General features: G+C 39.4%; 14 protein-coding genes. 6 read left to right on the top strand and 8 right to left on the bottom strand.

The genetic code is table 11. From position 1 onward, the window contains the following. Positions 1–216: 216 nt before the first annotated feature. On the bottom strand, positions 217–3,015 hold the full coding sequence (locus FJR37_RS05325; RefSeq protein WP_254434518.1) for an Ig-like domain-containing protein: 2,799 nt from the start codon (positions 3,013–3,015) through the stop codon (positions 217–219). A gap of 1,619 nt (positions 3,016–4,634) precedes the next feature. Further along, a complete protein-coding gene (locus tag FJR37_RS05320; protein WP_027402261.1) occupies positions 4,635–4,868 on the bottom strand; it encodes a hypothetical protein in 234 nt (77 codons plus the stop codon). Positions 4,869–5,230: 362 nt separating this feature from the next. Here FJR37_RS05320 and FJR37_RS05315 point away from each other — a divergent pair, with 362 nt between their 5' ends. Further along, positions 5,231–7,273 carry an NAD(P)/FAD-dependent oxidoreductase gene (locus FJR37_RS05315; protein WP_168465494.1) on the top strand — a complete coding sequence of 681 codons (2,043 nt, stop codon included), beginning with the start codon at positions 5,231–5,233 and terminating at the stop codon, positions 7,271–7,273. Between the two features lie 400 nt (positions 7,274–7,673). On the opposite strand, the gene dnaX is transcribed toward FJR37_RS05315, so the two are convergent. Both dnaX and priA read right to left on the bottom strand, forming a co-directional pair. Beyond that, the gene (gene dnaX / locus FJR37_RS05310) at positions 7,674–9,992 is read right to left on the bottom strand and encodes a DNA polymerase III subunit gamma/tau (protein WP_168465493.1); all 2,319 of its coding nucleotides are present in this window, start codon (positions 9,990–9,992) and stop codon (positions 7,674–7,676) included. A gap of 653 nt (positions 9,993–10,645) precedes the next feature. After that, positions 10,646–13,114, bottom strand: coding sequence for a primosomal protein N' (gene priA, locus FJR37_RS05305; protein ID WP_168465492.1), 2,469 nt, complete (start codon positions 13,112–13,114; stop codon positions 10,646–10,648). Between the two features lie 1,106 nt (positions 13,115–14,220). On the opposite strand from priA, the gene FJR37_RS05300 reads away from it, so the two are divergent. From FJR37_RS05300 to FJR37_RS05280, 5 genes are all read left to right on the top strand, one after another. After that, complete coding sequence (locus tag FJR37_RS05300) at positions 14,221–15,390, top strand: RpoD/SigA family RNA polymerase sigma factor (protein ID WP_039200267.1); 1,170 nt, start codon at positions 14,221–14,223, stop codon at positions 15,388–15,390. A gap of 232 nt (positions 15,391–15,622) precedes the next feature. Then, entirely contained in the window at positions 15,623–16,108 is a 486-nt protein-coding gene (locus tag FJR37_RS05295; RefSeq protein ID WP_039200265.1) for a GNAT family N-acetyltransferase, read from the top strand. Between the two features lie 258 nt (positions 16,109–16,366). Further along, positions 16,367–16,705 (top strand): cytochrome c6 PetJ, encoded by a 339-nt coding sequence (gene petJ, locus FJR37_RS05290; RefSeq protein ID WP_039200264.1) that lies wholly within the window; start codon positions 16,367–16,369, stop codon positions 16,703–16,705. Between the two features lie 177 nt (positions 16,706–16,882). Next, the gene (locus tag FJR37_RS05285) at positions 16,883–18,505 is read left to right on the top strand and encodes an energy transducer TonB (protein ID WP_168465491.1); all 1,623 of its coding nucleotides are present in this window, start codon (positions 16,883–16,885) and stop codon (positions 18,503–18,505) included. Positions 18,506–18,603: 98 nt separating this feature from the next. Then, the gene (locus tag FJR37_RS05280) at positions 18,604–19,167 is read left to right on the top strand and encodes a hypothetical protein (protein WP_168465490.1); all 564 of its coding nucleotides are present in this window, start codon (positions 18,604–18,606) and stop codon (positions 19,165–19,167) included. Positions 19,168–19,224: 57 nt separating this feature from the next. Here the strand turns inward: FJR37_RS05280 and FJR37_RS05275 are convergent, their stop codons facing one another. The 4 genes from FJR37_RS05275 to plsX form a co-directional block, all read right to left on the bottom strand. Next, the gene (locus FJR37_RS05275; protein WP_039200261.1) at positions 19,225–20,328 is read right to left on the bottom strand and encodes a fatty acid desaturase; all 1,104 of its coding nucleotides are present in this window, start codon (positions 20,326–20,328) and stop codon (positions 19,225–19,227) included. 438 nt (positions 20,329–20,766) lie between these two features. Beyond that, positions 20,767–21,648, bottom strand: a complete 882-nt coding sequence (gene fabD / locus FJR37_RS05270; protein ID WP_168465489.1) for an ACP S-malonyltransferase — start codon at positions 21,646–21,648, stop codon at positions 20,767–20,769. A gap of 78 nt (positions 21,649–21,726) precedes the next feature. Continuing rightward, positions 21,727–22,728: a beta-ketoacyl-ACP synthase III gene (locus FJR37_RS05265; protein WP_039200259.1), complete on the bottom strand. Its 1,002-nt coding sequence runs from the start codon at positions 22,726–22,728 to the stop codon at positions 21,727–21,729. Positions 22,729–22,947: 219 nt separating this feature from the next. Beyond that, positions 22,948–23,973 (bottom strand): phosphate acyltransferase PlsX, encoded by a 1,026-nt coding sequence (gene plsX, locus FJR37_RS05260; RefSeq protein ID WP_027402242.1) that lies wholly within the window; start codon positions 23,971–23,973, stop codon positions 22,948–22,950. Between the last annotated feature and the right edge of the window lie 169 nt (positions 23,974–24,142).

Raw genomic sequence — 24,142 nt, 5'->3', positions numbered from 1 at the left:
GGGACTAAGGGGGGTAGCAATGTGATGAAAATTACGGAATAACACTTTTCAAACATCCTCTAAGAGAACTCCACAAAAAAGATGATTCAACCTTGTGGGATGGGCATCTTGCCCGTCCTTATATTATTAGCGGGCTTTTCGGCCCGCACCACAAGAAATTTTGGGATATTTTTTTAATTGGAAGTCTCTTACCCCTACCCGGAGAATCAAATAGGCTTACGCTATCGCTCCAAAAGAGAAAACCGCATCATTAAAATCGTAGTCACTTATCCCCACACCCGCAGGTAGATCTTCAAAACCAAAGGTGTTATTCCCAAAACTTCTCAAATGAGCCGCACCGTCCGGGTTAGCTACCCCAAAGCTAAAATAGGCTACAGGTAAAGTCGTGTAATTTTGCGCGGTAGCCGGACTATTATTAGGGTTCGCAGCAAAGAAAGCATTAATCGCTTGTTGGAGATTACCGGAGAAGTTACCACCATTAGCAATTACAAAGGGAGAATAGATTTTACCACCACTGACAACGACATCACTCGCAGCACCACTACTTGAACCCCCTACCCGCACAATAAAGTTATCTACTACCTTACTCAAAGCGGCTTTCGCATAACCGATTTCCCCGGGTTTAATGCCATTTACAGACCCCGTTACATCATCCACCTCATAGAGACCGAACAGATTATTAAAAGCTGCGGTGGTCTGATTTAGGGCATTTTGCAGGGAGTTTTTGACAAGGGATGGGTTGTAGTTATTAGGAAATTCGTAGCCCAATTTATCAACAATACCAGTTAATGTACCTGCTTCCTTGGGAATCAGTTTATCAACAGGAGCAATTGAGATTAGCTGAGTTGGTGCTACTGTAGCAGTTGTAGCTTTACCCGTAACCGTCACCCTAACATCAGCACTTGCGGAAAGACTACCATCAGAGACAGTGTAACTAAAGACATCATTGCCCAAATAATTGCCATCTAACAGCGTATAGGTCAAATTATTGCCATTGATATCTACTTTGCCATATTTACCGTCGGTTTTGCCGGTGAGCTTTAAACTATCTCCTTCAGGGTCACTATCATTGTTTAAAGGGTTGATAGTTCCCGCACTTCCTTGACTGACAGATAATTGATCATTTTTTGCAACGGGAGGATCATTTACCGGAGTCAGATTGATTGTGATTGTAGCAGGATCAGATTCTACTTTTGGAGTACCATTATCAATCGCTGCTACTGTCAATGTGGCAACATTACCATTAGCATTAACAACGGGATTATATCGCAGATTAGCTAGGTCATTAACTAATATCTCTTGATTTTTAGTCACTTGTTGACCATTCACAAAGGTTAGGCTTCCAGCGGTTGGTAAACTTATTACCTTAATTGCCATTAAATCATTATTGTCTTCGTCTTGATATTTACCCTTGTCTTTGAAGTCTCCAATACCAAAACTTATTATTTGATCTTCTTGTCCATTTTGGGTGAAGCTTTGCAGATTTGGTTTTTTGTTATCATCCGTTGGGTCATTGGTAACATTAATAGTCACATTCGTAACCTGGGAAGTAGCCTCTGCTGCATCTTTAGCAATAATCCCTAATGTAAAACTATTAGGACTGCGTTCAAAGTCATTGGCTGCACTGGTCACTCCCTTGTCCGTCAGGGTGATTATACCTTGATTATTAATGTTAAAGAAACCAGAATCATTTCCACTGGCGATCGCAAAACCTGTTACAGCTATGTCATCCGTAGCCAAAACAGTTCCTACTTGGAAATTTGCTGTTTTGTTTTCAGTGTAGCTAAAGATTTGATTTGGTTTGACTTCGGGAGCATAATTTACATCTGTTACCGTGAGAGTGAAGTTGGTAAAAACATCAGGAGTATTACCTACGGTGGTATCATCAACATTGACTGTTACACCATAACTGTTCTTGGTTTCATAGTCCAACTTTGTGTCTTTTTTGATGTAAAGAACTGTTTCTTCTACTTCAAAACTAGTAGCATCTACACCTGTTAAAGAGATAGTATTGCTTCCTAGTCCATCATCCGTAATAACAATATCAGCTACTTTGAGCCTAGTTGTGGTACTTGTCCCTTCAGAAAGGGTTGTAATTGGATTTTGTAGAGTAATATTTGTGGGAGCTTGGTTTATAGGTGCAGCATCATCATTATTAATAGTCCCTTTCGCTGTACCATTATTAGGACTGATAACTGCACTATTTGTAGGATTACTCAAACTAACAGTGAAAGTCTCATTGCCTTCAAATAGGCTATCTTGAGTTGTTTGAACCGTAAAGGTTTTGCTAGATTCACCTGCTGCAAATGTGAGAATTTCTGTTTTTGCAGTTAAGTCATTTGCACTAGCTGTATCATCAGTACCAATAGACGTAGATACAGTTACACTGCGAGTAGTTTGCTTATCTCCTGTGCGGGTGACAGTAAAATTGATTGCACTTCCTTCTATTGCTGAAGCTGAAGTAATCGTAAATATTGGTAATTCATAATTTTGATTTTTAAGAATAGTAAATTGTGTATTATTTGCACTAATTACAGTGTCATTTCCTTGAGCCGAGAAACTGAGCTTGTCTAATTTGATACCGTCAATATCAATTCGCAGATTATCATCTGCGGGATTAAAGTCTGTAATGATATTTGGACTGTTGGGATATTCGGCATTAGCCAGCCAGAATGTATCTTTACCCGCGCCACCAGTTAAAGTATTGCCACCGCGATTACCAAAAATTGTGTCATCACCTGCGCCGCCTAAAATAGTATCATTACGGTCAGCAAAAATAATATCATTACCATCCCCACCATCTAAGGTATTGCCACCATTACCCTCAGAGTGGAGTTCATCATTTCCTGCTTCTCCAAAGAGTTTATCATTAGTATAGGCAAATAACTCATCATTCCCATCACCACCTTGAAGGATATTGTTTCCCCCTCCAGTTAAGGCATCAAGAATATCATCTTCTGCCGTACCAACTAGGGTGTAATTCGTGCTACCTGCTGGTACAAATGATGTTGTCATTGTCATGCTCCTGTTCAAAAATTAGTAGATACTGGTTTAAATTTGTTTACGTATTTTTATTAAAGAACGCTGATAGAACCAGGAGGAAATTTCGGCTCTTGCGTCTCTTTTATGGTGATTGAGGATTGATGATAACAAAACCCTTACGGGACAAGGGTTATAAACAATTATTTCCATATTTTCAATGAAATGCCTACACAATAGGGCTTTCAATGATTTTGAACTAGGTTTTCCATAAAAATAACCGAAGAACCGAAATTTCCAAAGGAAAGTTTCTACAAAAGTTTATCATAAAAATACCCGGTAAGTGGGAAACTCAGACACAAAGCGTGCTGAGAGGGAAACGACTCGTGCGGTTTTAACCGCCTTGAATATTTTTTCATTACCGCCTTGGAGTTGGTAAATTCGGTGTACTTTTGTAATGTACTTTCAACGGGACAATTACCGATTCAAAATTCCCAACTCTGTACGCATAATGTGTTGCTCCGAAGAGCCTCCCATTTCTGGGGTAATGTTAGCTGATGCCTACGGCACGCTGCGCGAACGTCAATGTTTTAAGAGCTTTTTAGACTTGCAACACTGTTTCAGTGACTTTAAAACTGTTTAATTGCAAATGACAGAGCAGGGAACTAGCTACGCATTCCGGGGTGTCGTGACTCAAAAAACGTAGTCAGTGAAGACTTAGACTGGTCAGTACAGCTTGCAATTTCTTACAAGCTCAGTCCCTTTAGGGCTGAGTTACTGACTGTTATTAAAATAATTGCATTTGAATGTTTCCATTTTTGCAATTAGAGATTTGTTGTTACTTATTCTGCTGTGAGGATTTTAGTTTTCTTGAGATTTAAAAAATGCCTAAAAATTTGACTACATAGCAAACTTATCTTAGATTGGTTAACAAATAAATAATTAAGGGTTAAGAAAAAATTAAAAAAACTAAGAAGATGTTTGAAAAGTTTTTAATGTATAAATAGGGCTTGCTGAATAAGTTGTCTGTGAGGGCAGGGAACAGTTTTAACTGTCTGGATATCCTCAATTTTCCAAATCCGACAAAGAAAAATTCACCTATTTTGAGACACCATTAGCCAAAACCTCTATCTATTATAGCATGGCGCAAATAAAGCAAGCATTCTTAATAGCCATTACGGGTTGGGGTAAATAAATTTCATACTGTTATACTCAACACGGCTTAATTATTTGATTCTGTAGGTAGAGGTAAAGCAAGAGCTTAAGCTCTTGCTTTAACCCTACAAATCAGGGTTTTTCGTGATTTTACAAAATTCCATCTCTCAGCCGTGTTTAGTATATTGATGAATCGTTTCTGGGCGCAGACCCTGCGCCCCTACTTTCAGGTCAAGTATCTTTAACTTCTGGAGATGTCTATTAATTACAATGCTTAAAAATGGTTGCTTTATTTACACCATAATATACTAGTAATTGCTACACCATTTACAATAAACAGTGACATACTCCACACACTCCCTTGTGCCTTGCGGTACTCTTGCGCGAACAGGTGAGTGTGGGCTTCTCGGCGACTCTTCTATGAAGACATTGACCGAGCTTTAAAGTCCTAAGAAAAAGACTTTTACGCTATGCTATCAGCAAGTCCTATTATAGGTGCATCAAGGAAAGTTTTCCCATACTTGAGCAACTAACTGACTTAACCAGCGTCTTTGTTGTCTATCTAACATTTGATCATCTGCTAATACTTGGGTCGTTAATTGATCTAAGGACTGACCCTGTGCGCGAACAACTCTAACTACACCAGCAATTACCGCAGCAACTAGTTCTTCATCAACTGGCTGTTTTCTGAGTGCAGATATTTCTTGGGGACTGTCTGGGATAGGATAATTCATGGCGTGGGTTTAGGAAATTTACAATATGAACAATAAACGTAAGAATTCAGGGGTCAGGAGTCAGGATGTAGGGGCGCAGGGCTTGCGCCCAGTCAGGAGTCAGGAGTATGGCTAACGCCACGCTACGCTATCAGGAGTTTAGGAGAAAGAAATTGAAGAATAGAGAATGGAATTTCTCCCCTGTTCCCTGTTCCCTGTTTCCTTCCATCTCAAACCTTATGTATCCTGAGTCCTTATACTTGATAAATCATTAAAATTCTTTATGGGATCTTTATGAAGTTAATCAGCGCAGATTCTAACCTAGTTTCTGCCTTTTTTTAATCTGTCTAACTGAGTAGATTGATAGGAGATATCAGAAAAATATGCAAGAACTTCTTTATTTAGAAATTCCTACGCCCGATACAGTATCCGTTAGCAAATGGCTACAAACAGATTTTGTTGTTGAAAATGGGCAAAAATTAGTTACCCCAGATGGTTTGCGGTTGAGAAGCGCGGTTCAAAGTACCACTGCTGGTGATGTGGAACTGTCTATATTTGTGTGGTCGGTGCAGCGAACAACTTATCTCAAGGTATTCCGTTGGGGAGATGAACCTTTTCCAGGGGAGAGAGGTATTCTCCAATCTCTGACACAGGAAATTAGAGGTCGCTTTCCTAATTGCTACCCGGAACTACCTGTCATTGATGCCCAAAATTCAATTTTCGCAGAGCTAGAACCTTATTATCCCTTAACTGTTAAGTATTTTCAGAAAATGTCTAATGGGGAATATCACCTCAACCGGGCTTACTGGTGGGAACAACGGTGGCGCGAAGGGGTAAGAAATCCGCAAAAGCCCCGTCAAGTGGTATTTTATCAAGGGAATAGTCAGGAAACATCACCTGTTCTTTCTCCTGCTGCTAGTCCTGAGTATGACCTGATTTATATTGGTGGTGCTTTGGGGTCAATTCATGCCGCCGTCATGGCTAAATTGGGCTATAAAGTGCTGTTGGTGGAAAGATTACCTTTTGGTAAAATGAACAGAGAATGGAATATTTCTCGTGATGAAATCCAAAGTTTAATCAATTTGGGTTTATTAACCAATGCTGAATTAGCAGAAATTATTTCAAGAGAGTATAAGGACGGTTTTAATAAGTTTTTTGATGGGAATAATCCTGCTAAGTTAAAATCCCCTGTTCTCCACACTCCTACTGTTCTGAATATAGCTTTAGATTCAGAAAGGTTACTAGCATTATGTGGAGAAAAACTTCAAGCTGCTGGTGGTGATATTTGGGACGAAACGGAGTTTTCCCAGGTGAATATTAGTTCTACACAAGTTGCTATTAATGTCAAACATTTGCCTACTGGAAATGAACGGCAAGTGAGTGGAAGGTTGTTGATAGATGCAATGGGAACGGCTTCACCGATTGCTTGGCAATTAAATGGTGGTCGGGCTTTTGATAGTGTGTGTCCAACGGTGGGAGCGGTGATTGAAAAGGGCTTTGAGCCTGGGGTTTGGGATTCTGAATATGGGGATGTTCTCTATAGTCATGGGGATATTTCTAGGGGACGACAGTTGATTTGGGAGTTGTTTCCTGGGGTTGGGGAAGAGTTGACGATTTATCTGTTTCACTATCATGAGGTGAATGAGCAAAATCCTGGTTCTCTGTTGGAAATGTATGAGGATTTTTTCACAATTTTGCCAGAGTATCGGCGTTGTGACTTGGATAAATTAGTGTGGAGGAAACCCACTTTTGGCTATATACCGGGACATTTTAGTGTAGATAGTAGCGATCGCACTATTGCAGTTGATAGATTAATTTCCATTGGTGATGCTGCTTCTTTGCAGTCTCCTCTAGTTTTTACTGGTTTTGGTTCTTTAGTCCGCAATTTAGACCGATTAACTACTCTGTTAAATATCGCGCTCAAACATGATTTATTAAGTCAGCAACACTTAAATAAAATTCGGGCTTACCAAAGTAATGTGGCGGTAATGTGGTTGTTTTCTAAGGGAATGATGGTTCCCACTGGGAAATTTATCGCCCCCCAAATGATAAATGCGATGCTGAATACTTTCTTTGGGTTATTAACAGATGAAACCCCGGAAGTTACAGATAATTTCATTAAAGATCGTTGTGATTGGTTCACTTTTAACCGTCTCGCTTTGAAAGCAGCCATGAAAAATCCGGCTTTATTATTGTGGATTTGGCAATTAGCTGGTTGGCGAGATTTATTACGTTGGCTGGGTAATTATGTGAGTTTTGCTCGTCATGCTTTAGTCAGTCTGATTTTGGGGACATGGTTTCCACAATTCTTAAAATGGAATCAATCTTGGTTAGAAAATCGCTTTCCAGGATTATGGTTACAATTGTTAGTAATTAACTATGCAATTTCTACTGGTAGACCACGATTACCGCCAGTGTTGCGTTAGTTTTAGGGACTTCCAAGAAATAAATTATCCTGATTAACGAACCACGGAGGCGCAGAGGACACAGAGGAATAAGGGTTTGAGAGATTTTTGCGTTAGGTGGTTTATCGGTTGTCAAGAGATTGCTTCCTTTCACTCGCAATGACAACTCATGCAGCACAGGTTTATTAGAGACTTCCAATCAAAAAAATATCCCAAAATTTCCTGTGGTGCGGGACGAATTGCCCGCTAATCATCAAGGACGGGCAAGGATGCCCATCCCACAAAATTGGATCATTTTTTTGTGGAGTTCTCTTAGGAACGCAAATTTAATAACCTGCAATTCTGATGTAACCTGGAATGGTGCGTTACGCTGTCGCTAACACACCCTACTTTTGCACCTTATTTAATTCACATTCCTTATTTAATTATATTCATCATCAACATAGGATTCATATATCTCCGGTGTTTCTGCGGAACTAACAGAGTCCGATAGTTGGAAACTGTCATCTGTCATCCGAATAATTTCTCCCGAAAAGAATTTGGCTAAACTTTCCGCAGCTTTAACGACTCCATCATGATCCCAATTTGATGGAGATGGTGACACTGGTGGCGGAGAAAGAGTTTGTACTGGTGCTGTATTGGTAACAACAGACTCAATTTGGACTGGTGTAGGTGATGGCGTGGATACTGTAGCTACTGGTTGTGGTGTGGGTTGTGGTTCTGGTGTTTGTTGATATGTTTGTTGCGGTGGTTGTTGAACTGGAGGAGAAGTTGGTGGTGGTGGATTTCTTCTGGTAGATGTGGCGTTTGCAGTGGTAGCTTTTTCTAAAGTAACTTGAATTTCTTGCTGGAAAGTTTGTCTAAAGGCTGTGGTGATAATAGGTAAATAAGATTTCACTTTGTCATACCAAACCGCTTTTACACCTACACGGGCAGTATTACCATTAAATTCCATTAAATGGCACATTTGACCCAGTAATGCTTGTGTGGGTAACTGTTGAATATGTCCACGAACTTGTTGCCAAAGTTGAGTTAAATCATATTGTGAACTTTCTCCTACTGGTTGATGGTTTATGGGTGGTGGAGATACAAGTTCTTGGGGTGGTGGTGGTGCGAAATTAACAGATGGATTATGATTTGTGGGTGGATATGCTGGTGGTGCAGCAACGGGTGGATATGTTGGGGTTGCGGTTGTATTGGTTCTTGGCGGGATATTTGCAGTTGGGATTTGAATATTGGCACTGGGTAATAATCCCAGTAATGTTACTTCTAACCATAACCGGGGTTGAGTGGTGTTTTTTAGTTGGACTTCGGCTGTTCTCAGATGTTGTTGTCCTAGCAAGATGGTACTGATGTCAAATTTTTGGGCAAATTCAACTAATGATGTCCAAGTTGACTGAGTACAAGCAACTAAATCTTGACGATTGGGGGCAGTTTTAGCGATGAGAAAATCTCGATAAAAAGCGGCGAGATTTTGGAGAATAATTAGGGGTTCTCGTCCTCTATCGAGGATTTTCCGGGTAGTGTCTAGGACTATTTCTGCTTGATCTTGAGCGATCGCTTCTAACAATCCAAATAGGTCTTTTTCGCTGACTGAACCCACCAAATCCCAAACTTTATCTGGTGTCACTTCCCCAGTGACTAAAGCTAATTGATCTAATAAACTTTCTGCATCTCTTAATCCCCCTTGGGCAATTTGTCCCACTAAAGTCAGGGAATCATGGGAAATATTAATACTTTCTTTATCGGCAATATGTGTTAAATGTTTTACCATTGCCTCTAACTGAATTCGTCGAAAATCAAACCTTTGACAACGAGAAATAATTGTTGGTAATACCCTTTGTGGGTCTGTTGTCGCCAGAACGAAAACAACGTGCTTGGGTGGTTCTTCTAGGGTTTTAAGTAACGCATTAAACGCTGCGGTACTTAGCATATGACAGTTATGTACTAGTAATCCATTAGCTACAAAGTTATGATTATCCTCAACTTCCAGATCATAAACTCGCTCAACTCCAGCGAGGTGAACAGATTCTACCTTCTCCAAATTTGTAAATGAGCGTGCCGCATCCACATTCACAGGGGATAGTATCTTCATTCCTTCTTTTACGTCTTTGGCTGCTATCCATCCCTGATCAGTCCTGATTAAATGATTACTTGTACACTTAATTTCTCTGTGAGTTGTTTTGATAACTAAAGTTTGCTTTTCCCCTTGATCTAACCAACGGACAACTTTTTTAAATTCCCATTTTTTAGAGGATTCATTGTAACTAAGAACTTTTTGTCCTTTAATATTCGGGTTGTCAATGCGAACAAGTCCGGTATTAGTGAGAATTAAAGAATCTCCTGTTAGACATTCATCAATCACATATACTTTATAACGGCACTGCATCGGGGCAAACTGCGCCCGTTCAATCAGTTCCCGGATATTATCAACACCAGTATTACTAGCAGCGTCAATTTCAATAACATCAGTAGAATAGCCTTTAGTAATACCCTGACAGATTTCACAAACGCCGCAGGGTTGGGGGGTTGGCTGGTTGCCTTGGAGACAATTGAGAGATTTAGCAAGAATTCTCGCACTGGAAGTTTTTCCTGTACCTCTGGGGCCAGTGAACAAATAGGCAGGGGCGATTTTCGCTGAGAGGATGGCATTTGTTAGGGTAGTAGCGATCGCCTCTTGACCCACTAGTTCAGCGAAGCTCTTTGGCCGATACTTATGGTGCAGTGGTTCGTAAGACATGGAGACAGGTTTAAATCCGTATATCCCAGGTAAATTTTAGGGTTTTACCATTCTAACAACTCATGGCACTCGATTTTGGATTGACAATTTTGGATTTTGGATTGACTCCACCCTAAGAGAACTCCACAAAAAGAAATGCCCAATGTCATTCTGTTCGCGCAGCGTGCCAGAGGCATTACGAAACGAAGTGTAGTGAAGAATCTCTTGAGATGCTTCGTTTCGCTAAGTAGTCGGATAAAATTAAATTCACTCGTTGAGAGAGAGAGACAGGGAACTCTTAACTGGGAACAGAAAAATCAATTGTGTAATTAATTCTGTCCCATTACTTAGATAATCAATTGATCTTTGACAACATTCACGACCATTATCAATTAAGTAGGTTTTCTAAAATCCTGTAAATCCTGATTCTGACAATAATTTATTTTCCGTTCTATAAAACTTACCCAAAATTACCAAAATCTAGACACATCTGGACAGCGATAAATCACCTTTGCAGTTTAAGGTGTTGCCTGGGGTCAGAGAAAAAATTAAAACCGTCCCTAACACAGCAGCAACGGTTAAGGGAATTTGTTGATCAACTAATTGAAGACTTGGACAAACAGTAATATATGGATAGTTATGGGGAGAAATTATCAAGCTGTTCCTACCCCCGACTACATAATATTAATGGGATCTACATCAATTGTTAAACTCACGGAAGCAGGAGAAAGCGATCGCACTTCTGGCCAATCTGGTAAATTAGGTAAAGCATCAGGAGCAAACTTGAGTAATATTTGCCAGCGATAACGGTTAGCTACTCGTAAAATACTAGCAGGTGCGGGTCCTAATATCTCAAACCCTTCCTTATCGTTTAAAAATGTAGCAATGATTTGGGCTGTATTTTGGACTTGAATCGGATCTAAACTACTTAACCGCAATAAAATTAATCTCCCATAGGGAGGATAATTCAGAGCTTGTCTTTGTGCTAACTCTGCATCACAAAAAGATTGATAATCATGTTTTTGCACAGCTTCAATAATCGGATGTTCTGGAGTATAGGTTTGGACAATTACCCTCCCCGGATCATCCCCTCTTCCTGCCCTTCCTGCAACTTGAGTCAGAGTTTGAAATGTGCGTTCATTGGCGCGATAATCAGATAAATGTAATAATCCATCCGCCGCAACTACACCCACAAGGGTAACTTGAGGTAAATCTAACCCTTTAGTTAGCATTTGTGTTCCCACTAATAAATGCGCTTCACCGTTAGCAAATCTAGTTAGGAGTTCACGGTGCGAACCTTTCTTTGTAGTGGTGTCGCTATCAAAGCGAATTATTTTCAAATTGGGAAATTGTTTAGTTAATTCTTGCGCTACCCGTTGAGTACCGCTTCCGAAAAACTTTAAATAAGGGGAACTGCATTCGGGACAATGGGGAGGATGTAAACGCCCATAATTACAATAATGACAGCGCAATAATTCTGGCGCTCCCGCTTCCACATGATGATAAGCTAGGGAAACATCACAATGGGGACATTCCAATACATAACCACAACTGCGACAAGAGACAAAGGTACTATGTCCTCGTCGGTGAATAAATAAAATTCCCTGTTGTTGTCTTGCTTCTAATTGTTGCAGTGCATTTTGTAACTTTCTACTAAAAATAGACCGATTTCCCTCTTTTAACTCTTGACGCATATCCACAATTTCCACAGGTGGTAATGGACGGGAGTTAATCCGTTCTGGTAACGATAAATATTGATGATTTCTACTTACCCAACTTTCTAAAGAAGGAGTCGCAGAACCTAAAATTAGCGGACAATGTTCTAATTCGGCTCGCCATTGAGCGACAGTGCGGGCGTGGTAAGTAGGAATGGGGGAATCTTGTTTAAAGCTGCTATCGTGTTCTTCGTCCAGGATAATTAAGCCTAGATTGGGCAAAGGGGCGAAAATGGCGCTGCGAGTCCCAATGATGATTTGCGGCTCTCCTGTGAGCATTTGTCGCCAAGTGTCGTAACGTTCACCGTCGGAAAGGGCGCTGTGATAAACGTGGACTTTGTTTCCAAATCTGGCGCGGAATCTGTCTGTGAGTTGGGGGGTGAGTCCGATTTCGGGAACTAAAACAAGGGCGGATTTTCCTTGTGCGAGTAATGGTGATATGGCTTGTAAATATACTTCTGTTTTTCCTGAACCTGTCACCCCATGTAACAATACTTGAGTAAATCCAGTTAAAGAATTAATTGTTTCTAAGGCGTTATTTTGGGCTGGTGTTAAGGATTTAGCCCAATCTCCGGCTACTGTGGGTCCTTGTTCTTGGCGTAATATTTCTCTGTCTTCAATGACTATATAGCCTTTATCTACTAAGGCTTTGAGTGTAGAAGTGCTGGTAGCGCAAAGTTGCAATAATTCACTTTGCCACATTTCTCCGCCTTGTCGGCGTAAAACTTCGACAATTTCTTTTTGACGGGTTGTTAAATCGTCATCATGATTATCCAGAAGTGTGACAGCTTTTTGTAATTTAGGTTGGGTGAGTCGTGGCGGTTCTAAATAGTTTTCTGCTAATCCCAAACGGATTAATTCCCGAATACCTCTATATGCAGCTTTAACTTTTTGTTGAATGTAGTGATAACTATAGTCTGCTGTTGGCGTTTTTTGTAAAAGTGTGATTACTTGCTGGGCTGTAGGGCTAATGTAAATAGAAAGATTTTCTCTACCCAAGGGAGTTAACCGCAAACGACGTTGTGATCTTCCTAATAATCCCGGTGGTAATGCGACGCGAATAACTTGAATTAGAGGTGTATAGTAATAAGCTGCAACTCGGTTAAGTAATATCCAATAGCCAGCAGGAAAAAACCCTTCACTAACCACATCTTCAACTTCTCGAATTTTTTCTAAGGGAATATCTAGATTAGGTTGAGTTAATAAGCGAATAGCGATCGCACCTACCTGTGTTGCACCAAAAGGAACACTTAAAATATCCCCTGGTTTGATTTCTAACTGTTCCGGTATTTTATAGGTAAATAAATCTGAACATCCTGGACAATCTACAAGCACTTCAACCCATTGAGACAACTTTGTTTGAGATTGATATAATCCTCCTGGTTCAGATACGGTTATAACCGATGAATTTACGCTAATACTATACATAACTTCTCAATTTATAAACAAATATTCTATTTACAGACTTGGTTAATTCTATTCAATCTTACTTAACTATATCCTTTGATTTTACCTGATGTAAATAGTATTTTACAATACTTCAATTACACATAATACTTGATAATCTGGAATTTATGTAATCTACCAGACAAATTATCTTCTAGTATCCGAGTAATAAATAGTTGAAAATTGATTTACATACTTGTGTCCTCAATCTACCAACCCTATCTTGAGAAATACATTCAGAGAATGAGTAATTATGAGTAATAGGCAATGAAGTAAGGATTCAAAATACAGAATAAATCTGAGATAACCCTTTTAGACAAATTCTTGTCTAACAAGTATTCTAACTCTTAAATACCCATACTATACCTATACTATGAGTGAATTAAGTGTTGAATTATTATTTCTAACTTCTTACGTGATTGTGTTATTAATTAAAACTCATTTTGAACTACGAAATCAGGCATAGAGCTTTTCCACCCATTGATAGATATTAAATATTTTTTCAATATGCGATGCTTTTAAACGATAAATATTATCCGGATTGTAAGTTTCTATTTTTGTATTTTGGATTATTTAGTAAATTTTCGTAGGAACAAATAAATCTAGTAACAACATGGCGATTTATCCAATTACTCTCATCTTCCAACCCGGACAAACATAGAAACTTTGCAAAAAATACACAAAAATTTAATATATAGCTTTCCTGGCTTATTCATGGAGGTGCTAAACAGACAACAGGCAACAAGCAATAGATTTTTTCACAGATCATTTAGGATGGATATATAGGAGTGTTTATCTACATTTTGGATATTTGTTAAAGTGATGATCAGGAGGGTTGACATATTTGCTAATTAAGAAAAGAACGAAGAATATGCCGATATATCTTCCAAAAAAGATAGTTTTTTGTGGGTGCTAAAACCAGTAATGATCATGGGTTGTATCTAGCCATAACCAAAAATAATGGACAAATACTGATTTACCTTCCAGATAAGGAATGATCAAAAAGGGAGTCTTTTGCTAGAGAAAAAGGGTGTATTTGTCCTGAAGGGAAAACTACCCAGTCTGAAACAGGCTGTTGTGATTAAATTATGTACCAAACAAAGCAACCATCCCTAAAGGAAACTATGAATCTTGCTGAATTGGGAACAATGGAAATACTAGAGAATATTACTGATCATGAAGAACCAACAATTGAGAGTTTAGATCAAGTAGTATATGAAGATACTGCAATTGTCGAAAACTTGGAATCAGAAGAACGCAATGGCGATGACATGGCCGCAGCCCGTCCTTCGGGATATAATAAAACCGAAAATGATGATGCTGTAGGCGCATTTTTTAAGGAAATGGCACGTTATCCACTACTCAAACCTGATGAAGAAGTGGAATTAGCCAGACGAGTCAGATTTTTGGAAGAAGTCAAAGAATTGCAAGCGGCTTTAGAATTGGAACTAGGAGCGTACCCTAGCAAGGTTCAGGTGGCTTCGCAATTGGAAATGACAGAAAAACAACTGGACAGCCGCTTGTATCAGGGTAGAGTCGCCAAGCGAAAAATGATTCGCTCCAATCTCCGGTTAGTTGTCTCTATTGCTAAACGATATTTAAATCGTGGTGTCCCTTTTCTCGATTTGATTCAGGAAGGAGCAATGGGTTTAAACCGCGCTTCTGAAAAATTTGATCCCGATAAAGGATATAAGTTTTCTACTTATGCTTATTGGTGGATTAGACAAGCAATTACGAGAGCGATCGCTAATGATGCCCGAACTATTCGCTTACCAATCCATATTGTTGAGAAACTTAATAAACTAAAAAAAGCACAACGGGAACTCAAACAAAAACTCTCTCGTAACCCAACGGAAGCCGAAATGGCTGAATCTTTGGAAATTACGGTTCACCAACTGCGTCAACTGCAACAACTTCGACGACAAGCACTTTCCCTTAACCACCGTGTCGGTAAAGAAGAAGACACAGAATTAATGGACTTGCTAGAAGATGAAGATAACCAGTCTCCCGAAGCAAAAATGAACGAAAACATGATGCGTCAGGAAATTTGGGAAGTTCTAGGAGACGTACTCACCCCAAGGGAAAAAGATGTCATTTCCCTCCGCTATGGACTCACCAGCAGCGAACCCTGCACCCTAGAAGAGGTAGGTAATATGTTTAACCTTTCCCGTGAACGAGTTCGCCAAATCCAAAGTAAAGCCATGCGAAAGTTACGTCGCCCCCACATAGCCAAACGGTTAAAAGGCTGGTTAGTATAAGTCATTAGTCATTAGTCAGTTGTCATTAAGTAGGTGGGCGTTAAAAATTGTCGTTGGGGTAAGGGAACAGGGAACAGTGAACAGGAAGGGAGTTTTGAGTGATTTTACTTTTCTTCACATACCTTTAAATTTTTCTGTTCACCTACTTAGTTAGTTGCCTGTGGTTAGAAAAAATTAGACCTCTTGAGTATAAACTGTGAATTAATGACCAATGACTAATGACTAATGACTAATGACTAATTTAATCATCCGTTTTGCCCAACCCAGTGATTCTCATACCCTATTTGCATTAATTCAAGGACTTGCAAAATATGAAAAACTATCCGATGCTGTGATTGGTAATGCTGAAGCCCTCAAAGATCATTTATTTGGTTCACCAAAATATGTAGACGCAATCTTAGCTGAATCTCAAGGTCAAGCTGTAGGTTTTGCTATATTTTTTCATAATTATTCAACATTTCTCACCAAGCCAGGACTTTACCTCGAAGATATCTTTGTTTTGCCAGAATATCGCCGCCAAGGTATTGGTAAAGCACTTTTGGCAAAGGTAGCTCAAATAGCCTTAGAAAAGGATTGTGGGCGCTTAGAGTGGAGCGTTTTAGATTGGAATGTGTCAGCCCAAGCATTTTACCGGAATATGGGCGCGGATATTTTAGATGATTGGCGGATTTGTCGTGTCACTGAAAAGGGTATTTCAGGATTAGCCAATCAAAAATGAAGTTTAAAAGATCAAGGAGGAATCCGAATAATTTACCTTTTATGTTTCATAATTAATTTCCTTTTGCTAATTGTAAATTTAAATTCACATAAATTTACCTTCAGCCTAAACCCTCAAGCTATCAATCAATTAATCGCCAATTTCCCATAATTGAGAACCAAGTTTGACAGCTTGTCGTTTGACTAATCCCACAAAATCAAATGAGAATTGTAGAGGATACTTGCACGGATTCAGACATTGTTGTAGAGAGAACACCACATGAAAAAGATCATCTCAGTATTATTAATAGGCATAGCCATCTTCACCTTTGCCTTCAGTAGTCCCGCTTTGGCCGCGGACGCTGCTAGTGGAGCTAAAGTATTTAGTGCTAATTGTGCTTCTTGTCATGCGGGTGGCAGAAATTTAGTTAATGCTGCCAAAACCCTGAAAAAAGCAGATTTGGAAAAGTACGATATGTACTCGGCTGAAGCAATTATTGCTCAAGTTACTAAGGGTAAAGGCGCAATGCCAGCCTTTAAGGGTCGGTTAAAAGCAGAGCAAATAGAAAATGTAGCTGCTTATGTCCTACAACAAGCTGATAACGGCTGGAAGAAGTAAAGTTACATCTAACTTGATGGCTTAACAATGTGCGGGGCTTTTCGCTTATTGTTCCTATAGTTATAGCAGTATTCACTCTTTGTGAAATCCAGCCAGCAACCCGCAAAGCCTGTAGGGGCGGGGTTTCCCCGCCCTCTATTGTATTACTGTCATATTATTAATAACTAATCATAAAATATGAGTTTATCAAGCATCACTATAGAACAGCGCGAAAAAGAGGCTGAAGCCTTAAAAACTTTCCTAGTTTTTAGTTTTATTGGCTCATTAGCATTACATACTGGACTACTAGCTTTAGCTATTAATAAATTCTTCTTCAAAGTACCTGAAGTTATAAGTGAACCAATTGAATTGACAATTTTGGAAACTCTCCCTCAGAAACCAATCCAACCAGCACTAGAGATGAAATCCCAACCAAAAATAAATTCTGGTGGTGGTAATCAAGGTGGCGAAATTTCCATACCTAAAAAAATAACTATTAGTAAAATTAACTCTTCTGTTGCACCTGTAAGCAAACAGTCTCAACCAACAGCCAAGAATAATCTTCTTAGTAAACAATCCCCAATACTCACGCCTCCTCAAACCGCAATCATACCAAATCTTGTAAAAAATACCCCAATAGTCAACACAAATCCTGAACCAACAATAGCACCAATCCCGACAGAAACTAAACCAATTCCAAAATTAGATGAAAATTCAAATACCCTAGCATCTACTCAACCTCAATCAGAAACTAAACCTACAGAAATCCCATTATTAAAGCCAGAAACTCAACCCAATATTAGTTCTAATAATATCCCCAGCAACTCCACTACTTCCACGCCAGTTTTGCAGAATAGAAATATTTTAAATAATTTAGGTAATCATCGCTGGAGAAATATTTTAGGTAAAGATTCCGGTAATGGTGTGGTGAATAATTCCGGTAATGGTGTGGGAAATAATTCCGGTAATGGTGTGGGAAACAATTCCGGTAATGGTGTGGGAAACAATTCCGGTAATGGTGTGGGAAACACAGCAAAGCCAGAAAATACACCAATAGCTACTGCACCCAAACCTCCCATCGAAAACAGTTCTAAATTGAATCGTGCGGATTGTCTACAGTGTCAAATTAAGTATCCAGAGAGAGCCAGACGGCGAGGCACAGAAGGAAATCCAGAAGTTGCTATTGACACAGATAATAAAGGTAATGTTACGAGAGTACGGTTGATCCGTTCCAGTGGTGATAGTGAACTAGATGAAGCTGCTCAAAAAGCTGCTCAAGAGTGGAAATTAACGCCCACAGAAGCAGGAAGAGAAGGAGTAAGAGCCTCGGTTAACTTTGCTATTAAAGGATCACAGCGTCACCGTAAACTTCAAGAACGCCAAATAGAAAAACAGCGAGAAGCCATTAATAAAAAACCGGAACAAGAAGCTGCTGCTTCCACTTCGATAGAATCACGTCAACGCAATCGCAGAAAAACGAATGTTATTATTACCGATATTCCATCCGAAAATATAACTAGACAGAGACAAGAATCTGCACCCTCCAAAAGTAAACCAGTTTCACTACCCCGTCAGTCTATTGAACCTGAACAACCCAAGCAAACAGAAGAATCTCCAGCCCGTCGCCGTTCAGTTCAGCCCGTAAAATCTGACACGAGTAATCAATCGGACGAAGGTAGAACCGAAAGAATACAAAAAAGTCAGAGACGCTTAACAGAAGTCCTCCGTCGTCGTCAAAAGTCTGCTGATTCACCACCAGCAGAATCTCCCGCACCACTAGAACCTGCGACTACATCACCAACTGAGTCTAAAAGTCAATAGTGCTAAGATTAGCACCTGACAACAGATTTTTAGTGTGAAACTTGGGTAAGTCCTATGCCAAAAAGCGTTACTCTAGATGATAAAGTTCAAAGATAATTATGACACCGGAAGACATAGCGGGTACGTTAACAGAGTTATTTAGTGCTGAAGTTGTAAAATCTATTGCCCCTGGTTCTTGGCAAGTAGAAACTGCTGATTTTCGGTTGTTGGTGCTGCTTTCAGAAGATAATACCTGGTTGCGGATATTATTGCCAATTATGCCTTTACAAGAAGCCGCAACCTTTATGACACAGTTTCTAGAGGCTAATTTTGATGATACTCAGGAAACACGATATGCTGTTTATGATGATGTAATTTGGGGAGTATTTCAACATAATAGTGGCACTTTGACTAATGGGGATTTTGCTAATGCGATCGCTCGTCTGATTTCATTATATCAAGCTGGTGTTCATGATGTTTTCAATAATTTAGTAGAAACTCGTATCCGCGAAATTATTAAAGCCGCAAAACAACAGGGACAATCCTTAGAAGCCACTATGCAAAATCTAGACCGTTTTTATGCCGAAGGATTATTAGGAGATATTGACCAAAATGCTCAGGGAAGAGAAAAAGTTTTGGCAGCTTGGCAAAGACAATTAGAACGTCTTTGGATGGAGATGTAATCGAGTTGACGGGGAAAGTCTCTACATTACTTCTCCATAGGTTCTGATTGAATTTGACTATATATCGCTGAGATTTATCCCTAAGATTGGACAGTTTACAAATTTATTTCCAGACCAATCTGTGAAAGTATGATCATTTTTGTAATGTCTGGGTGTTTGCATCATTAATTCCCAGGCTTTTCCCGCATTTAATAAGTTAAATCTTTCAGGGTAATATGTTTGTAATAGTTCTTGCACCATTGGCGCATAATCTGAATTTATGCCGGGGAAAATGTGATGTTCTGTATGGTGAGAAAAGTTTAAATGTAAGACATCAAATAGTTTAGGAACTCGAATAGAGAGACTATTAATGAGAGGATCATTTACATTTGTCATTCGGCACAACATATGATTGGTATAGATATAAAATATCAGCCCCGCATAGCCTATCCAAATGGGCAAGAAGTAGCTAAGAAGTAGTTTAATGGGGTGGAACTCCAGATAGGTTAAGATAGTGGTATGGATGGCGATAATCATGAGTAATTCTATAGCGATCGCCCGTTGTTCTTTCCCACTAACTGTAAAAGCCACTACAGGATACTCAGACTTACCATTATTGAATAATAAAACTGAGGTCAAATTCCGAAATGTGTGAACGCCCCAAGCATGACTCATTCCTATAAATAATAAAATAGGATTTACCTCAGATGACGGCACAAAAGCATTCTGAATCCATTTACCCCAATTTTTAGGTTGATTATCTAAATAATTACGATCTGGATCTTCCAAAGAATTTGTTTTATTATGATGTTCTCGATTGTGTACTGCTTTCCATAAAGTTGGCGGCATCCATAACATTGTGAATCCCAATAAGCTAATTATTTGTCTCAACCAAGGATTCGTAACTGTGCGGCTGTGAAGCAAATCGTGGGTACTAAAAAGCAAAACAATCACACTATTAGCCATCACTAATGCTAATGGTAAATACAGCCAAAGAAAATACCAATTCCAGTCATCAAGATGATTGGCAATTCCCCAACCTAAAATCATAATTGCCAGATTAATTAAGAGAATCCAGAGTTTATTGATATCAGGTAAAAATGCTTCTGTCGGCAGTAAAGGACGCAACTTTTTAGCATACTCTGCTTGCGTCATCCAAGTTTTTTGTTCAAGTGTATTCATGAATATTTTTAGGTTTATTTGCAGGTTGATTATGCCAAGTTCTAGGCAATTTCAAAAAAGTGTCAGGTTGGGTTTTTGGCTATCTTACTTTAATTTTGATAAATTACTGAGGTTCATTAACTAAATGTTTAAACAATATTTGTTAGTTAAGTTCAAACAATGAAATTGCGTAGGTTTGTTTGACGAAAGTAAACCAAACCCAACACTGTTCGGTCAAGGCGAAAAATCATTATATGGTAGGTTAGTTTGGGGAACGAAACCCAAGGTTTACGAGTATTTTTTGGGTTTCACTATCGTTCAATCCAATTTACATTTCCTTAACCGAACAATATTGAATGTTTAGATAATAGAACACAGACATCATAAAAAGTTTATGTTGCCAATACCGTCCCCATTAGGACTTATTTAATTTTGAATTGATCTGGCAAATCTACTACTTTATTCAGGTAACTCAGCAGCATTACGAATATTTTGTAAAATTAAACTAGGTGCAGTTCGTTTAACTAACCCAGTTAATACGTTTCCAGGACCAATTTCTACAACTTTCTCAATGCCATCTTCTACTAATTGCAAACAAATTTCTCGCCAGCGGACAGAACCAGTCATTTGTTGGGAAAGACGCTGTTTTAAAGTTTCCGCTTCTATTGCTGGAATTGGATCTACATTAGATAAAACTGGGACAGTTGCTGACTGAAAAATAACTGAATCGAGAACTTCTTGAAATTCTGTAGCGGCTGCTTTCATTAAATGGGAATGAAATGCACCCGAAACCTTTAAGGGGATAGCCCGTTTAGCTTTAACTTGTGAAATGACAGCCTGTACAGCGTCTGGAGTTCCAGAAATAACAACTTGGAGAGGACTGTTATCATTTGCTAAAACTACATCAGGTGTGGCGCTAATAACTTTTTCTAATTCTTCTCGGTCAAAGTTCATTAATGCTGCCATCATTCCCCCAGCAGCACTATCCATTAATTCTGCCCGTCGTTTTACCAAGTGTAATCCAGCCGACCATTCAAAGACACCAGCGACATAAAGGGCTATATATTCGCCTAAACTATGACCTGTAACTACGTCTGGTTGCTGTCCTTTTTCCCGCAAAATATCAGCAATAATACTTTCGATTACATATAAACTAGGCTGGGTATAAAGTGTTCTTGATAAGGTGTCAATATCACTTTGACATATATCTATTACAGACCAACCCAAAATTTCCTCAGCTTGAATAAATTTTTCTTTGGCAGATGGTAGAGTTAACAAGTCTATTCCCATTCCCAATGCTTGAGAACCTTGTCCGGGAAACACCCATGCAGTTTTAGTCATTTGTTATTAGTCGGTGGTCAGTTGTTAGTTGTTGGTTGTTATTAATTTTCTAATTCTCAATTCTCAATTTTTAATTATCTATCTTCCCCATTGGAAAATGGCTGCCCCCCAGGAAAGACCTGCACCAAAACCAGATGTGGCAATGATATCATTAGGTTTAATTTTCCCGGCTCGCACTGCTTCATCTAAAGCCAGGGGGATAGATGCAGCGGAGGTGTTACCATAGTCGGCGACATTGCTGATAATTTTATGTTCGGGAATCTCTAAGCGTTCAGCAACGGAATTGATAATCCTTTGATTCGCTTGATGTAATACTAGCCAATCTATATTTTCAACTTTGAGATTAGCTGCAAATAGGGCTTTGTCTATCACTTCTGGGACTTTTTGCACAGCGAAGCGGTAGACTTCCTTACCGTTCATGGTAATAGGATGATATTTGCCTGTAGATACGTGAATATCTGGCGTTAATTCTGTGCTAGAGGCGTTATAGGCTAGGTTGAGACAATTGTTTTGAGAACCATCGCTTTTGAGGCAAAATCCTAATAAGCGATCGCTCTTATTAGCCTGTAATACCACTGCCCCAGCCCCATCACCAAATAACACACAACTGCGTCTATCTTGCCAATCTACCCACCGAGAGAGGATATCAGCCCCAATTAAGAGTACATTTTGATAAACACCTGTTCTGATGTATTGTGCGGCTGTAACTAAACCAAAGACAAAACCAGAACAAGCGGCGGTTAAGTCAAAGGCGACTGCTTTGGTAGCACCTAATTCACCTTGAACACGGCAAGCAGTGCCAAATAGGTCATCAGGGGTGGATGTGGCCAATAAAATTAAATCTATGTCTGCTGCTGTGATCCCGGCGGCGGCAATGGCCTGTTGACTAGCCGCAGTGGCCAATGATGCCAGTGAGTCAGGGGGCAACGCTAACCGTCTTTGACGGATTCCTGTTCTTGAGGCAATCCACTCATCTGATGTTTCTACCAGTTGAGTTAACTCTTGGTTGTGTAAACAAGTTGCTGGGACTGCTGAACCACTGCCTGTAATTGCTATACCACCGTTAAAAAAATTTTGCACTTCTTTTTTTCCTCAATTGTCAATTGTCATTTGTAAATTGTCAGTTGTCTTGTTTGTAAGCATTAATAACGAGTACCAATGACAATCCCAATTTTAGATTTGAGATCAAGAACAATAGATTTATAAAAGTAATTATGAATCTAAAATCCGCAATCTAAAATTGGATGACAAGTGACAAATGGCTGTTAGCGGAGGATCTCTACTTTTGAGAAGTAATAGTTAACTACTTTCATTTTGGAGAATTTGATATTGGGATTGAAGTCTTTCTAACACCTGATTATCTACGGCTTCTTTAGCCATGCGAATGGCACTAAAAATAGATGGTGCTTGGGAACTGCCATGACCAATAAAACAAATACCGCTGACACCCAAAAGCAAAGCTCCTCCGTGTTCAGCATGATCCATGCGTTGTTTAACGCGCTTCAGATTAGGTTTTAAAATCGCTGTACCGATTTGACCATGTATCCCTTGGGGTAATTCTTCTCGAAGAATTTGTAGAATTACGCCCCCAACTGCTTCGGCAAATTTTAATAAAATATTACCCACAAAGCCGTCGCAAACAATCACATCAAATTCACCAGATAATACATCACGCCCTTCAGCATTACCAGTAAAATTAATTTGAGTATTTTCCCGTAACAATTGGTGGGCGCGGAGAGCTACTTCGTTACCTTTAGTATCTTCTTCGCCAATATTCAATAAACCTATTTTGGGATTGTCGGTTCCCAAAACATACTGACTGTAAATTGAACCCATAACTGCAAACTGCTCTAAAAATTTAGGGCGACAGTCTACATTAGCGCCGACATCCAGAATCATTACTGGCTTGCCGGCTTTGATGGTGGGGAATACTGTGCCAATTGCTGGGCGGTCAATTCCCGGTAATCTGCCTAATCGCAGCAAAGCTGATGCCATAGCTGCACCAGAGTGTCCAGCAGAAAATACAGCATCTGCCTGTTGATTTTTGACTAAATCCATCGCTATGTTGATGGAAGATTTCCGCTTGCGTCTAACTGCGTTGAGAGGATCTTCATCCATAGCGATCGCTTCCTCGGCAGGAACAATCTCCAAATCCGCCATAGTTGTCTTTGGCGGCATTATAGCCTCAATTTGTTGGGGATCTCCAACCAGTAATATTTTTACACCCAGTTCCTCTCGCGCCCGCAGTGCGCCGGCGACGATTTCAGTGGGTGCATGATCTCCCCCCATTGCGTCAATTGCGATCCTTACACCAGTCGATCCCATTGCTCAGAGCTTATAGAAACCTTACAAATTTTATCAGATTGCAATACTTAAAAATTTAAAATTCTCAAAAAAGCATAAGAAAATCTACTTTTTCTAAAATCAAGAGAATTAATATACTTAATTTCGTTAAAGTCCGCTTGCCAATACTTACTTGTAATTATATTTACTA

It is taken from the genome of Aphanizomenon sp. UHCC 0183, from assembly GCF_009712065.1.
Taxonomy (GTDB): Bacteria; Cyanobacteriota; Cyanobacteriia; order Cyanobacteriales; family Nostocaceae; genus Dolichospermum; species Dolichospermum heterosporum.
The sequence above is the reverse complement of the archived record's forward strand: the minus strand, read 5'-3'. Positions and strand labels throughout refer to the sequence as shown.

Coding starts and splice junctions, on each gene's coding strand:
- FJR37_RS05325 (WP_254434518.1), bottom strand. CDS start 3,015: ATGACAACATCATTTGTACCAGCAGGTAGCACGAATTACACCCTAGTT.
- FJR37_RS05320 (WP_027402261.1), bottom strand. CDS start 4,868: ATGAATTATCCTATCCCAGACAGTCCCCAAGAAATATCTGCACTCAGA.
- FJR37_RS05315 (WP_168465494.1), top strand. CDS start 5,231: ATGCAAGAACTTCTTTATTTAGAAATTCCTACGCCCGATACAGTATCC.
- dnaX (WP_168465493.1), bottom strand. CDS start 9,992: ATGTCTTACGAACCACTGCACCATAAGTATCGGCCAAAGAGCTTCGCT.
- priA (WP_168465492.1), bottom strand. CDS start 13,114: ATGTATAGTATTAGCGTAAATTCATCGGTTATAACCGTATCTGAACCA.
- FJR37_RS05300 (WP_039200267.1), top strand. CDS start 14,221: ATGTACCAAACAAAGCAACCATCCCTAAAGGAAACTATGAATCTTGCT.
- FJR37_RS05295 (WP_039200265.1), top strand. CDS start 15,623: ATGACTAATTTAATCATCCGTTTTGCCCAACCCAGTGATTCTCATACC.
- petJ (WP_039200264.1), top strand. CDS start 16,367: ATGAAAAAGATCATCTCAGTATTATTAATAGGCATAGCCATCTTCACC.
- FJR37_RS05285 (WP_168465491.1), top strand. CDS start 16,883: ATGAGTTTATCAAGCATCACTATAGAACAGCGCGAAAAAGAGGCTGAA.
- FJR37_RS05280 (WP_168465490.1), top strand. CDS start 18,604: ATGACACCGGAAGACATAGCGGGTACGTTAACAGAGTTATTTAGTGCT.
- FJR37_RS05275 (WP_039200261.1), bottom strand. CDS start 20,328: ATGAATACACTTGAACAAAAAACTTGGATGACGCAAGCAGAGTATGCT.
- fabD (WP_168465489.1), bottom strand. CDS start 21,648: ATGACTAAAACTGCATGGGTGTTTCCCGGACAAGGTTCTCAAGCATTG.
- plsX (WP_027402242.1), bottom strand. CDS start 23,973: ATGGGATCGACTGGTGTAAGGATCGCAATTGACGCAATGGGGGGAGAT.